Annotated in this window: 13 protein-coding genes; 1 reads left to right on the top strand and 12 read right to left on the bottom strand. The window is 68.3% G+C overall.

Features of this window, described 5'->3' with window-relative positions; genetic code table 11:
* Positions 1-955: 955 nt before the first annotated feature.
* From IE237_RS32660 to IE237_RS32620, 9 genes are all read right to left on the bottom strand, one after another.
* Positions 956-1,417 (bottom strand): hypothetical protein, encoded by a 462-nt coding sequence (locus IE237_RS32660; RefSeq protein WP_370468324.1) that lies wholly within the window; start codon positions 1,415-1,417, stop codon positions 956-958.
* Positions 1,418-1,467: 50 nt separating this feature from the next.
* On the bottom strand, positions 1,468-3,225 hold the full coding sequence (locus tag IE237_RS32655; RefSeq protein WP_189805767.1) for a relaxase/mobilization nuclease domain-containing protein: 1,758 nt from the start codon (positions 3,223-3,225) through the stop codon (positions 1,468-1,470).
* Positions 3,225-3,890, bottom strand: a complete 666-nt coding sequence (locus IE237_RS32650; RefSeq protein ID WP_189805766.1) for a plasmid mobilization protein — start codon at positions 3,888-3,890, stop codon at positions 3,225-3,227. The genes IE237_RS32655 and IE237_RS32650 overlap by 1 nt, the downstream gene beginning before the upstream one ends.
* Entirely contained in the window at positions 3,887-4,111 is a 225-nt protein-coding gene (locus IE237_RS32645) for a hypothetical protein (RefSeq protein WP_030195633.1), read from the bottom strand. The genes IE237_RS32650 and IE237_RS32645 overlap by 4 nt, the downstream gene beginning before the upstream one ends.
* A gap of 101 nt (positions 4,112-4,212) precedes the next feature.
* Entirely contained in the window at positions 4,213-5,271 is a 1,059-nt protein-coding gene (locus IE237_RS32640; RefSeq protein WP_189805821.1) for a DUF2637 domain-containing protein, read from the bottom strand.
* A gap of 5 nt (positions 5,272-5,276) precedes the next feature.
* A complete protein-coding gene (locus IE237_RS32635) occupies positions 5,277-5,843 on the bottom strand; it encodes a WhiB family transcriptional regulator (RefSeq protein ID WP_189805765.1) in 567 nt (188 codons plus the stop codon).
* A gap of 116 nt (positions 5,844-5,959) precedes the next feature.
* Positions 5,960-6,664, bottom strand: coding sequence for an ATP-binding protein (locus tag IE237_RS32630; RefSeq protein WP_189805764.1), 705 nt, complete (start codon positions 6,662-6,664; stop codon positions 5,960-5,962).
* Positions 6,664-7,683: a hypothetical protein gene (locus IE237_RS32625; RefSeq protein WP_189805763.1), complete on the bottom strand. Its 1,020-nt coding sequence runs from the start codon at positions 7,681-7,683 to the stop codon at positions 6,664-6,666. The genes IE237_RS32630 and IE237_RS32625 overlap by 1 nt, the downstream gene beginning before the upstream one ends.
* A gap of 1 nt (position 7,684) precedes the next feature.
* Positions 7,685-7,999: a transcriptional regulator gene (locus tag IE237_RS32620; protein WP_308433142.1), complete on the bottom strand. Its 315-nt coding sequence runs from the start codon at positions 7,997-7,999 to the stop codon at positions 7,685-7,687.
* A 653-nt stretch (positions 8,000-8,652) separates the two neighbouring features.
* Between IE237_RS32620 and IE237_RS32615 the strand changes: the two genes are divergently transcribed.
* Positions 8,653-9,525 carry a helix-turn-helix domain-containing protein gene (locus IE237_RS32615; protein ID WP_189805761.1) on the top strand — a complete coding sequence of 291 codons (873 nt, stop codon included), beginning with the start codon at positions 8,653-8,655 and terminating at the stop codon, positions 9,523-9,525.
* A 218-nt stretch (positions 9,526-9,743) separates the two neighbouring features.
* Here the strand turns inward: IE237_RS32615 and IE237_RS32610 are convergent, their stop codons facing one another.
* The 3 genes from IE237_RS32610 to IE237_RS32600 all read right to left on the bottom strand — a co-directional run bounded on the left by IE237_RS32610 (position 9,744) and on the right by IE237_RS32600 (position 12,608).
* The gene (locus IE237_RS32610; protein WP_189805760.1) at positions 9,744-10,373 is read right to left on the bottom strand and encodes an HAD-IA family hydrolase; all 630 of its coding nucleotides are present in this window, start codon (positions 10,371-10,373) and stop codon (positions 9,744-9,746) included.
* A 487-nt stretch (positions 10,374-10,860) separates the two neighbouring features.
* Positions 10,861-11,898 carry an MAB_1171c family putative transporter gene (locus IE237_RS32605; RefSeq protein WP_229843110.1) on the bottom strand — a complete coding sequence of 346 codons (1,038 nt, stop codon included), beginning with the start codon at positions 11,896-11,898 and terminating at the stop codon, positions 10,861-10,863.
* A 149-nt stretch (positions 11,899-12,047) separates the two neighbouring features.
* Complete coding sequence (locus tag IE237_RS32600) at positions 12,048-12,608, bottom strand: hypothetical protein (protein WP_229843086.1); 561 nt, start codon at positions 12,606-12,608, stop codon at positions 12,048-12,050.
* Positions 12,609-13,313 lie beyond the last annotated feature (705 nt).

Here is a 13,313-nt window from a genome sequence, read left to right as displayed (position 1 = left end):
GCCGCCCCTCGCCGATCAGGCAGGGGCGGCTTTGCCGTACGCCAGGCCGCACGTGCGCACGCTCATCCCCGACGAACGAGGAGGACACCTTGGCCGACGACCAGCCGCTCTGGGGATACCCGGAGGTCGCCGCCCACCTAGGCATCAGCGTCCAGGCCGCCCGCAGCCGCAAGAGCCGGGGCAGCCTGCCCGCTCCCGACGACACCACCGTGCCGGACCGGCCCGGTGGAAGCCGGCCACGTTCCGGACTGGAAGCCCGTCGGCCGAGGAGTCCGCAGCGATCTACGCGGCCTCTTTCCACACAGACCTCTCCGTCTGACTAACCAGCGCTCATGCCCGCCCATAGGCTGAGACCATGACGTTCAACCAGGAGCGAGGCAGCAGATAGGGGAAGACGATCCGTGACGACGCTCACTGCTGTGCGGATGCTCGACCGCCTGAGAAAAGCTGGCCTTGACCTTCCGCAAAACACTCAGCTCGTCAACACCTTCGCTCGCAGCTGGAAGCGGGAAGAAGGGGCTTGGGCGTGGCAGGCTGTCGGCCCAGCAGACATGCCACTCGGCGTGGGTTCCCCGTTCCCGATGCGCCTTCTCCTCCCCAGAAGGTGGGAACTGGTGGCCGACGAGCGCGAGGGAACGACCACCATCGTTCCTGCCCAGCGTAGGCGGAAGCCTTCCCCCGGACCGGAAGCCGCGTCCTCGGGAACTCGTCGCACAGCGCTCCTGATACCTGCGCACTCTCCTCTAGGACCACGCGCCACGCAGCGACGACAGCGTCATGTACCCCGGCCAACGTGGGTGTACGAGGGCGCACCGGTGCTCCTGCTCGATGGAAGTCGAGTCTTCGTCGTGCAGGTAGACGAGGCGAACTCTCGCGTCTGGTGGAGTAGTTCAGTGTCGAAGACTTCGACACACCAGGCCGGGTTTCACGTCCTGCGGCCTGCCCCTGGCAACTCTCAATCCAGGTAGGTGCCGGCGAAAATGCCGTCGAAGCCGAGCGCGGCGAGGCCCTGCTCGACGGTGGGGTAGGTCGTGCCGTACGGGCTGGCGATCAGGGCGTCGAAGTCGGCGCGGCTGATCTCGGGTTCGAGCCACTGGTTGTTGCACCGGCAGCGGATCCAGACGTTGCGGCCGTGGTTGATGAGCAGCCAGTCGCGTCGGGCCCGGCAGGCCGAGCACGTCACAGGGATGCCACCGAGGGCGAGTTCGTGTGGGTGGCTGACGCAACGCGTCGCGCCCGGGCCGTCGGCCGGCTGTGTCTCGTACCGGAGTTGCAGCAGGGGGTCGGTGCCAGTGGGGAGGACGGGCAGCGCGGGTGCCGGCTCCGTGGTGCGGTCGGTGGTTCTGAGCACGAGCGTCATCTCCCGGTCGAGGGCTTCCTGTTTCCATCCGTACAGCCGCTGGAACCGGCTGTCCATGCATTTCGTGGAGTCCGGTCGGTCGGTGGCCGGCCTTCCGGACGCGCTGATCAGCGGCGCGGTGGGCGGCTGCGCGGGTCAGAGTGGGCAGGGCGCGGCGCCGCTGTGGGTGCGTTCCGTTCGCTGGTGCGGTTGGCCGAGGTCTTGGTCGGGCGGATGCCGGTCTGCGGGCGACGGAGAGCTTCGCCCGGGTGGGCGGGGAGCTGGGCGAGGCGGCGCAGGCGCCAGACCAGGACGTCGTTCACGTCCGCGGCGGTGTCGAGTTCGCGCATGTCGATGGCCTGCTGCAGGAGGACCTCGGGGTCGTGGCCTGCCTGCTCGGCCTGGGCGAGGGTGGCGACCAGAGCGTCGGTCTTCGTCGGCACGCAATCTGCTCGTACGCCGTGCTCCGGCAAAGCCGCGCGGAGGGTGGCCTCATGCGTCCGGCGTTGGGCCTCGGGGAGAGCACGGCCTTGGTCGTGCAGCACCCGCATCGGGGTGGCGGCGGCCTGGTGGTACGCGGTGCGCAGGTGCTCGGCGGCCTGTCGGGCGGCATGGGCCTGCTGGGCGTGACCGCGGGCGGAGTGCCACCGGGCGGCGGCGAGAGTCACCAGGACCAGGGTGGAGACGAGCATGGCGGTGGTGCCGCCGTCCTCGCCCCGGCCGAGCGCGCCGCCGGCCTGGACGATGCCCCGGGCGGCCGAGCGGAGGGCCCGGGTGTCGGCGCGCTCTGCTCGAATATGGCTGCGGGTCGCCCGCTCGAAGGCTCGGGCAGCAGCAGCCAGCTCGGCGCGGGTGGCGACCGGGGAGGTCTGGGCAACCGCGTCCAGGAGCTCTCCGACGCCGACGAGCTGGGCGGCAGCTTCATCGTCGTCGCCGTCGAGCAGGACGGCGGCACGCTCGGCGATCCCGGTGGCACTCCGTCGCTCTCGGGCCGGCGGGGACCAGTCCGCCCGGCCGGCGGCGGCAGCAGCCGCTGCCCGCTCGGCGGTACCGTCGGCGAGGCGAAGGCGGATCTTCGGTAGGGACAGGTCGGGAGCGAGCTTGGAGCCGGGGTACCAGACCGGTTCACCGTGGCGGTTGCGGTCGCCGGGCAGGGCCACGTTGTAGCCGAGCGCGTCGCCGGACGGGGCGTGGCGCACCTTCACGCGCAGGCCCGCCTCGCGGAGCCGGGTGAAGAACTCCTTCTCGTCGTCCGCTCCCGCGACGGCCTGGCGGACGGCTTCGCGGAGCGTCTCGCGGGAGGTCTCGGGGCGGCCTGTACGTTCGGCCTTGAACTTCTCGGCGCTGGTGGGGTTCTTCGCCGCGGTGCCGTCGCCAGCGTCGAGGCGGCGCAGGCCCATCTCCTCCTCGATGCGTCGGCAGACGGCCTGGGCCTTGTTGAAGTCGTAGTTGAGGCGGGGATTGCGCAGGTCACCGCGGACCAGGGTGGCGACGATGTGGATGTGGTCCTCTGCATGGCGGACGGCGATCCACCGGCAACCGTCGGGATCACCGTCCGGGGCGATGCCAGTGGCGTGGACGATGCGCTGGGCGACGGCGTTCCACTCCTCGTCGGCGAGCCGCCGGTCGCCGGGGGCGGTCCGGACCGAGCAGTGCCACACGTGCTTGGCAGGCGCGCGGTCACCGGCCTGCTTGACCCTGAGGTCGAGGGCTGCGGTGAGGCGGGCGAGGGTGACGTGCGGGTCGGTGTCGCGGCCGGGGTCGGGGGCGAAGCCGTCCCAGGAGCCGACGAGGTGCGCGTCGGTGTGCTCCTCACGCCTACCGGGGCCGTAGAGGTAGACGAGGAGTCCGTGGGTGCGCGAGCCGCGTCCGATGTCGGGAACCATCACAGCCGCCTGGTCACCAGGTCGTTCGCCGCGTTGTCGAGGCAGCCGAGGGACCGGGTCAGAACGCTCAGTGCATGTTCGAGTTCGCCGGGGCGGGGCTGCCCGCCGGCGTTGTGGACGTAGGCGATCTGGTTGATGTTGTTGCCGATCCGGGCCAGGGCAGTACGCAGGGCGGCGAGTTCGTCGATGGCCGTGTCGAGTCGTTCGTTGGTGTGCAGGGCGGTCGAACCGCGGGCGGCTGCGAGACCGGCGGCGGCGAGGAATCGGGCGACGGTGACGCCGCGCTGCGCGGCTGCGGCAACGATCTCGGCTTTCTCGGTGTCGGAGAGGCGGGTTGTCGTCTTGCGGGCGCGCTCGCTCGGGTTGCGGCTGCGGCGGCGCGGCTTGCGGTCGGGGAAGGCGGACGTGCTCGGGCTCGGCTGCTCGCGGTCGGCGGGGTCGTCTGCTTCTCCCCCGGTGACCGGCGCCCCCTGGTGCCGGTTGCCCGGCTGGTCCCCGAGCGCCCTCGCTCGGGAACCAGCCGGGCTTCCCCCGCCCTCCTGGGCGGGGGCAAGTGCGTACGACGGGCCGTAGGACCGTCGTACGCGATAGCTTGCTCCGCCAGGAGCCGTCGTGGGGTCACGCTGCTGTCCGGCGGTGGCCATTTCTGAGTCGTCGGTGGTCATCGGCTCGTTTCCGGGTCCTGCTGCTGGATTTCGCGGACGAGTTCCTCGATCCAGTCCATGGCCAGGACCGGGTGATGCAGGGTCCAGGGGCGATCGTGCTGCTCTCGTTGCACGATCCAGGTGGTGTCGGGGCCGGACTGGGCGCGGTGGAGGTGGCCACGCTGGTGAAGGACGGTCAGCCAGGAGTCGACTTCGGCAGGAGTGGCCGGGTGGGTGCGCATCGGGTGTTCTCCGCTGTTGCTCTGGAGGGGTGCGGGGCGGATGTCAGGAGCGGGTGACCGGCTGGGGTGACCGGCTCGGTCACCCGCTCCGTGGTGTCCGGTCAGTTCCGAGTGGAGGTGACCGGCTGTCCGTGCTGGGCGCGGAGCTGGGCCATCAGGGCGGTCAGAGTGTCGCTGGAGAGCGGGATCTGCTGACCGCGGATCGCCTGGGCGACCACCTTGCGGGTCAGCTTGTCCTCGGCCCTGACCGCTGACCGGGCGATCTTCAGCAGTTCCTCGGTGTCCGGGTCAGGCCGCCGGTCACCGGGTGTCCGGGCCTCTCGGTCAGTGACCGGCGGCGGCGTGACCGGCGAGGTGGTGACCGCCGCCGGCCTGTCCTGGTCTCCGGTGACCGGGGCGGTGTCGTCGGGGCGGTCAGTGACCGGCCGAGCCGAGACCGGCTGTCCGGGCAGGTCAGCAGCCCCGTGCGACTGGCCTCGGTCATCGGTGACCGGGTTGCTGCTGCCCACCGGGGCCCGGTCCCCGGTCAGTGACCGGGAGGCAGGAGCCTGCATTCCCAGGGACAGCGGCGGCCGGCCGGTGAGGGCGGTGACCGGCTGACCGGCCTTGACCTGACCGACCGCCGACCGGTTCTGACCGACCCGGTCAGTCCGGGTGACCTCCACGGCGTCGCGCCCGTCACCCTGACCGGAGTGACCGAGGTGACCGGGGTCCTCGCGGTCACTGCCCTTGACCGGCCCCCGGGCGATGAGGATGTAGAGGTGGACCGCTCCGGCCAGGGCGAGCGGGGCGATGGTGGACAGCACCGCGACCACCGCGTCCCCGAGCCGGAGGCCGGTGCCGGCGACCGCGTCCTCGTTGAGCCGCACCGCGTGGAGCGCGTTGGCCCAGATGCTGGCGGCGGTGGCCGTGCCGAAGAGCGTCCAGACATAGAGCCGGGCGCGCAGGGGTGCGTCGCGGAGGACCAGGAGGGCTCGGATCCCGTAGGCGATGAACCCGTCGATCACCAGGGGGAAGAGGTAGGTGAGGAAGCCTCGGATGTGGATGGCGACGGCCATCTGCTGCAGCGCGTCGTACGACAGCGCGCATCCCGCGCCGCCGAGGGCGATGACGACCGCACGGTCCCAGCCGGATATGTGCGCCGTCTTCGGCGCGGTCATGGCGGTCACGCCGCCGTCCCGAAGTCGTCGCGGCCCAGGCGCTCGCCGCCGGCCTCGGACGAGGCGGTGGTCGTCTCGGGCTGGTTCAGATCTCGGTTGCGCAGGGCGCGGCGGAGTTCGCGGTACCGCTTCTGGGCGTGTTCCTCGGTGATCTTCAGGAGCCAGGCCAGGCGCTGCTCGGTCACCCCGTGGCGGTAGGCGGCGCGGATGACCGCCCGGCGCTCGGCCTTGGTGAGGTGGACGTCGCGACCGGCGATGGTGTCGTTGACGCGGCTGTAGTCGAGGCGGTGGGCGATCTTCTCGTGCAGAGGTCCGCGCTCCTCCTCGGTCAGTCCGCCTCGGATGCCGTCGGTGTCGCCGGCTTCCAGGGCGGCGTCCAGGCAGACGCGGCGGACCGGGCACTGGCCGCACAGCGCCTTCGCTGCGGTGATCTTGTCGGTCTCATCGGGGTCCGGGAAGAAGATCTCGGGGTCCACCGGGTTGTACTCGGTGCTCTGGCAGAAGGCCTGGTCCCGCCAGGTGTGGTCGCCGAGCGACCGGTGGCGGACAGGGCTGTGCGTCGTGCTGGTCATGCGGGTGCTCCGATCGCTCTCCGCGCGCAGGGGCGTCGGCGGAGAGGTGCGCTGGGTCGGGGAAGGGCTCGGGCGGCGCGCAGAAGGCGCGGCCCCGCGTGGCGGCCTGGAGCGGGTCAGGCAGCGAGACGGGGGCGTCTGCGGTCGACCTGCTCAAACTCGACCCGGGTGGTCATCTGTGCGAGCCGGGAGGCGACCCGGTCGCCGACGTAGGCCCGGAGATCCCTAATCGCCAGGTTGGTGGTGATCAGGGTCGGAAACTCGTAGTTGTACCGGCGGTTGATCAGCCGGTACGTCACTTCCTCGACCCACTCGCTGGCCTTGGCCGCGCCGAGGTCGTCGATGATCAGCAGCGGGCAGCGACTGACGGTGGCCAGCTCCCGCTCGCTGTCGGCTCCGGGCCGGGGCCGCAGGTCGGCGTACAGGTCGGCGGCGGTGGTCGCGCGCCAGCGCACGCCGACTCCGCTCTGCACCAATCGCCGGACCGCGCCGTACGCCTGGTGCGTCTTGCCTGCGCCGACGACGCCGGCCATCAGCAGGCTGGGGCCGGTGGTGACCTGCCGCCGGGCTCCCTGGTTGGGAGAGACGGCGGCTTCGGCGACGGTCCGGACCCAGTCCAGGACCTGGGGGTGATCGGCGACGGCGGCCCGGTAGCGCGGGGGCAGCCCGGCCGACAGGGCCTCCAGTGGGGAGAAGGGCTCGGGCTCCTGGGCCGGTGCGGCGCCGGTGGCGGGGGCGATCTTGCGGGCGGCCAGGATCCGGGCCATTCGGTCCAGGGTGCCTTCGCCGAGGATCTGCGGTTCGCGGTGACGGGTGCGCATCACAGCTCCTCGGCGTAGGCGGCGGCAGCGTTGGACGGGTTGGTCCACGCCTGATGGGCGGGCACGTTAGGCCAGATTCCCAGCCGCGCCAAACCGCCGGAGCGCGCGTTCATGGCCTCGTTGACCATGCTGGTCAGCACGCTCGGGTGCTTGGGGTTGGCCGCGAAATTCGCCAGCCCGGCGCGGATGTGCTCCGGCGCGATGCCCTCACCCAGCAGCTTCTTGGTGATCCGGCCGAGGTGTCCGATCACGTCGCTGGGCGGGCGCTCGTCGCAGGCGGCGACGTACTCGCCGACGAGCTGGTTGGCCGAGACGCCGTCTGCGGGCGCCGTGCGCCCCGTAGGGACAAGAGATCCAGGATCCAAGATCCTAGATCCAGGCGCCGAGCTCTCTCCGAGGCTTCGGGAAAGGTTCGGGGAGGGCTCGGAGAATGCCTCCTGACCTGCGCTCTTCGTTCCGGCCGGTCCAAGGGCACCGCCCCCATTGTCGGCGGCTTCCTGCCGGTCGGCAGAGGCACCACCCGCGTATCCGGAGAGCGTCGAGGTGGTCTTGGCGGGCAGGTCGAGGGCTCGGGAAGCGTTCGGCGAGGTCTCGGCGAGTCCTCGGGGAGCGGTGGACGAACCCTCGGTCCGCTTGGTGCAGGAGCCCTTGCAGGGCGCACACCGGTCGGCAGCCTGGTGCTGCGGGCAGGAGGGCAGACGCGACTGGCTCGGCTTGTCGATCTTCTGGTGGTTTGACCAGGTCACGATGTGGAGGTACCGGCGGCCGTCGCAGCCGGTGTACCGGCAGATCAGGCCGGCGGTCGCGAGCTGGTGGAGATCGTCTTCGACGTGGACCGAGGTGTGCTCGGCGCGGAGGGGCCAGAGGAGCCCGGCGATGATCGCGGCGTTGTCGCGGTGGCGACCGTGGTCGTCAGCCTGGGTGAGCAGCCCGAAGAAGGTCCGCTCCGCCTCGACGCGCACTTCGGCGAGCGACTCGGAGACGAATGCCTCCGGCTTGATGGTTCGTATCCGCGCCATGTCAGCGGCCCCGAACGGCGGCGATCAGGTCGCTGCGCGTGAGGGTGGCGTCGGCGAGGTGGCAGGTGTCCGGTCGCGTCGAGTCCGCCTCCGGCCAGGCCCTCAGGATCCAGCGGCCCGCGCCCCTGGCGGTGGCGCGGCCCAAGGTCTGCCCGGCCTCTTCGTCGACGACGACGGCGTGCAGGTGGGGCCACGTCTGCTTCGGGTCGTTGAGGATGACCCGCATGGTGGCCGCGCCCGCGATCATGTCCGCGAGCTGGACGTCGAGGCGGCGCTGGCGGCCAGCGTTTGGGCAGGCCAGGGTTTCGGTCGGCATGGCGAGCATGCGATACTCCGTTTTTCGTAGGAACGCGGTGCGGCGGTTCTCGTGCAAAAGCCCCGCCGCCCGCGTGATGTGTATGGGCACCTCTCGGGGTGCTGACCCGGCGCTTGGGAGTTGGTAGCTCCCGGGCGCCGGTTTTCGTTGCCGAGCCGTTTCACGGACCATGCGTCCGCATTCGCCTCACCTCCCTTCCCGTCCGTCTCTCCTCAGGCATACGGCGCGACTCCCGCAGTCAGTGGTGCGCGTCCCGGCGTCTTGCGGCCTGATCGGTTCGTGCCCTTCTTCTGCTCGTTGCGTCCCTCCCCGGGTCACCGCCCGGCGGGGGACGACGAACATATGTAGACACCTGCGGCAAGTCCATCCCTGGCTCGCTACAGGTCGCACAGGGCTCGCGACGGCCGGTGTCGGGGAAGCGCCCCCAGCACCGGTCGGCAACGACTGCACCGAATCCGACAGCGCGTTGCGCGAGTGGTCACAACAACGCCACATGCACAGGGGTCCCCAGGGCTGGCACCATAGAGAGCCAGAGCCCGGCCAGCAGGTGCGATACGAAAACGTACGCCAGTTGCAGAAATGTATCAAGCCTGGGCTACAGTTGCCCTAGAGGCCGCCACCACCGGCCCGATCGCCACCCCGCAGGAGTCCATGTGCCACGTCAGTTCGACGGCAGCCGCGTGCGGGCTGTCCGGCGGGGCAAGGACCTCCATCAGAAGGAACTGGCCGAGATGGTGGGCGTCAGCGCCCCCACGGTCGCGCGATGGGAGAGCGGACAGGATTTCCCCAAGGGTGAGAAGCTCCCCGCAATCGCAGCGGCGCTCGGTCAGTCGCTTGATGCCCTTTTCCCTCACGACGGTCCGCCGGACCTGCAGCTCCTGCGCTGTGACGCTGGCCTCAGCGTCGCGCAGGCCGCTGCGATCATCGGCGCGAGCCGCGTGCCGGTGAGCAACGCCGAATCCGGCCGACGCCGGCTAAGTGATGCTTACCTGCAGCCGCTCGCAGAGGCGTACGGGGTGACCGAAGAGGAGTTGCTGGATGCCCAGGACTGCTCGTTCGGGCTTCGCCCCAGAGCATCGCGTGACGAGCATGCATCCGCACCCCGCACAGTGGGAGAGAAGATCAACTATCTCCTGCAGCACGGGTACGTTGGTCAGGAAGCGCCCTCCGATGAGGAAATTGCACGGATCGTCAACGAGCATGCGGGCGCGGCGGCCGTCACCGCAGACGGCATCGCTGCCCTTCGCGCGGGTGCCGCAACCGAGGCTTCTGATGAGGTGCGTGCTGGCCTAGCTGAGGCGCTTCAGGTCGACGCGGCCCTCTTCCAGGACGATGCCGAGGTCGACCCCGCGGCCCGCGAATTCCTTGAGGCGCTCCGCTTCCTCGGCTCGATTCACAGGGGGCAGATCCTCGGCTTGGCTGCTCGCGGCAACGGCGGGGGCCTGTCTGCCGAGATGATGGCCAAGATCAACGAGCTCGTCGGAGAGCTGAAGCACAAGCTGCCAGAGGTGCAGGACGGGCAGTGACACCGTCGGCGAGTGCTCCTCGGGGTTGTCTGAGGCGTTTCCGCTCGGCTGGCTTAGCGTCTGACGCGGATCGTCGCCCCTGCGTGCACCGGGGCCAGTACGAGCTATTCCGGCAGGCGTCAGTGGTCGACAACAGCGAAGGGACTACGGCGATGCCCCTTATTGGGGCATCGCCGTAGTCCCTTCGCTGTTGGTGTGGGTGAGAAGCTGGCGGCGTGCTAAGACGCCGTGAGGTCCACGCCCAGCATCTCGGAGAGAGTGGCCACCGTCTGCCGGGGGTCCTGGTTGTGCACCCCCGCGAGGCCGAGCTGTTCTGCTGCCTGGACGTACGCTTCGGTGTCGTCGACGAAGACGCACTCCTCGGCCGGCAGATCCATGAGCTTGAGCGTGATCTCGAAGAGCTCGGGATCAGGCTTGCGCAGCAGGTGCTGTTCGGAGATCACCACGACGTCGTACAGCCGCTCAAGCTCGTAGCCGTCGTACAGGTCCCAAGGGGCGAGCCCCACGCTGTTGGACAGGATGCCCACCTTGATCCCGGCCCGCCTCGCTGCGGCAGCCGCATTGATCATCAGCGGCTCGGGGCGAAGTGCGCCGAAGACGCGGCCCATCAAGTTGTCAGCCGGCACGCCCAGCATCTTGCCGGCGAACTCGTTCCACTCAGCCTGGGAAACCGTTCCGCGCTCGAGGTCGCTGGTGATCCGGACACCCTCCTCGTCCTTGTACAGGGCCGTGAGGCAGGCGCCCTGCGGGAGGCCCTCGCGCTGCTCGAACGCGAGCACTGCGGGCAGCAGCGGAGTGGTGAGAACGCCTCCGAAATCGAGGATGAGGCCCGTGCGGCGGTTGGACATGCGAGAACTCCAGATTGCTGAGATTTCGGACGCCCATCCAGACCGGATAGCGTCACTGCCCGGCTACATGTGGCGACGGGAGTAGAAGTGCGTCGCAGGCCGGGGTGCACTTACGAGGCGGAGCAAGACCTATCAGTCCGCATGACCCACGGTACCAGCCCAGTTCATGTGGCGGACGGTGCCAAATCTCACTCACCGGCCCGCCATGCAAGATCACTACTCAGCCTGGTTTCGTTCGTCGGGAAATAGGGTCTGAACCAAGAAATCAGACTGTGAAGCTAATTACGGGCTAGCGACCCGTTTAGGATTCCACCTCCATAGAGTGCAGGAGAAGCTCCCGAGCTCGATCCGTGGTGATGTGCGAGTAGGCCGTGCTGACTCGCGCAAGCCACGCAGCTTCACTGTCGGTGTCAACGAACGGCTTGTCTCTCAAAGGGGCAGTGGCGTACGGGTTGGCTTGCGAGGTGTCAGCGGCCTGGAGCGCGGCCTAAATCCAGTACGCTTCCGCGGCCGACTCAGGGTCGGGGTGCGATGTGGTGATGTCCTCGGCGGCGAACATCAAGTCTCGTGGAGCGTAATAGCGCAGCTTCTCGCAAGCGTCAGCAATGTCCTGAGTCCATCGGTCCAGGCGAACATCGATGGGGATGCGTATGTGCCTCAGTTCCGCGAGGCGCCGCCCTGGTGGATACAGGCTTGTCCCGGGAAACGGATCCACCAGGTCAAACCAGAGTGGGTAAGTCCTGTACAGCGTGCGCCAGGTTCTCCACCGGGCCGCCGCCGCGCGGGTGGTGGGAATGCTCGCACCAACGGCAACGATCAGGAAGAGCAGGTTCATCCATATCGCCGTGGCGTCTACAAGGAGCCGGATCGTGGAGGAGCTGAGAGGGAAAGCGACCGCAGCCCAGAGGATGGCGATACGCGCCAATGTGTGGGTCAGCCCCATCCACATTGAGATCCCCATCAAACCCAGCCCAACACGCATGCTCGTGTTCTCGACCCGTCGCGCCGCCCTCGTCCACTGGTAGCCGCAGACCGCGGTCGTGATGAGCGGAAAGAAGTAGAACACGGTCATGTAGACCGCGACCCCCCATTGCCCAGCGTGGTCGATGAGGAAGTTCTGGCTCGGCTTGTCGCGGTCCACCACGGTGAAAAACAGGACCGTGAGCAGAATAACGCCTATCGCTCCCGTCCCGTAGGACGCGCGTGCGATCCGGCGGGAGACCGCTACGTGCCGGGGTACGACCGTCTCCGAGCTCTTCCCGTAGCTGGTGGCGACGTAGGTCAGGGCCGCGATGATCGCCGCAGTACTGGCAAAGTGCCTGAGCAGGGCGCTCAGGTCCACTACTGGAATGCGATCCACCGCGTCCATTGCCGCTGGCGTGTAGAGCCAGAGCGCTACTGCGAATCCCGCATAGCCGCCCCAGAGTGCCCGGCGGTGAGCGTCAGCGTACCGAACTGCAGGGAACCGCCATACGGCGATGAGGGTCATCACAGCCGCAGTAAGGTATTTGATGTAGTCGAACACGGAACCAGTGGGTATCTGCGGCGGCTGCACATTTCGCCAGCCCGGAAGGCCAGTCGGACGCAGCCTTAATTTCGAATATGTGGACTGCGCGATGAGGCGGAAGTCGTGAGGCCGGGAGCCGTGCCTCAGTGGTCGCCAGTAGATCGCGGTTAGAGTCGTCGCCGCGGCGGAGCAGCGACTGGGTGGGCAAGTGAATGCTCCAGGAGGCTGACCATGTCATCTCCGGTGAACGACTGACGCCGCGCCAGCCGCTTGATCAATGAAGCCGAAAGCTCGGCCTGCTTTTCCTCAGTGCTGCCAAAATCAACGCGCCCTTGGATCAGGGCCGACGGGAAACGCCGAAGGACTTCCTGACGAATTCGCTCAGGGACGTATCGCTCGATCTCCGCATCGGTCAGGGAGGTCCCGTGGTTCAGCCACTCGTGCGCGAGCTCATGGAGAATGATGTGCTCGGTTTGATTGCGACTTGAACGGCGGCGATAGAGAATTATCGTGGACTCCGGCGCTTTGACCCGCAGGCCACACGCCGTACCCAGACCACCAGCGGTGTCATCCAGTGGCACCAGCCGAATCTGGCGCCCCAACGCACCCTCCATATTCCACACCAGCGCCTCGACGCTGAACGGAGCGGGGATAGGGAGATCAGCAAGCAGTATCTGACATTCTTTCACGAGGGCGTGCCGGGAAGGGTCTCTACGCCAACGCATCATCGCTCCATCGAAATGCCACTGAGGTGTTCACTGCCAGCCCGCGAGGCGCTAGTAGCCAGGAGCTTGTGCTTGAGGTGCGCGGTGGTCGACCGACACGCCGTCTACACCTAATCATACAAGAAGGAAAGCGTGATCCATGCAGGACGGTCATGTTGTGAAACTCACCCAAGTGTGACGGATCACAATTTGGATCCCAAGATCGGAATTTGGTGACGGCGCGTTAATTGAATTTTGAATGCTCGGTGCGGCGTTCCCATCGGACAGAGAGGTGTTTGAACTGGTGGAACAGAGCTCGCCCCGCCCCTCGATCTTCGGGCGGCCCTGCGAGAGATGACCGGGAGGATCACCTTGCGCACAGTTCGCGACCGATAGCTGGGCGTCCGGTGGACGGCGGGACGCCGTCGACCAAGGCGGGTCTGGGTGCCGTCATTGAGGTTCTGGCCAGCGGTGGCGAGGCTGCGTCCATCCCGTATTGGCGTGTGCCGTTCTGCCGTACTGATGGGGCCGAGCCCCACCTGTGTCGGGACCAGCCACTTCCTGGAGAGTCCAGTACTCAGTTCTAGTTTGACGGTCCTATCTCCGCTGATGCATCCGCCTGTAGCCCAGATATGGGGCAGGACGCGAAGTCGCAGAGTGCGGGTGTCTTTGCCCAGTTGCCGCCCGGGGTGTGGGGGCGCAGTCGGTGGTGAGGTCGCCGGGTCGGCC

This window comes from Streptomyces tanashiensis, from assembly GCF_014648895.1.
In the GTDB taxonomy this organism is placed as follows: domain Bacteria; phylum Actinomycetota; class Actinomycetes; order Streptomycetales; family Streptomycetaceae; genus Streptomyces; species Streptomyces tanashiensis.
This window is presented reverse-complemented; position numbering and strand designations above follow the sequence as displayed.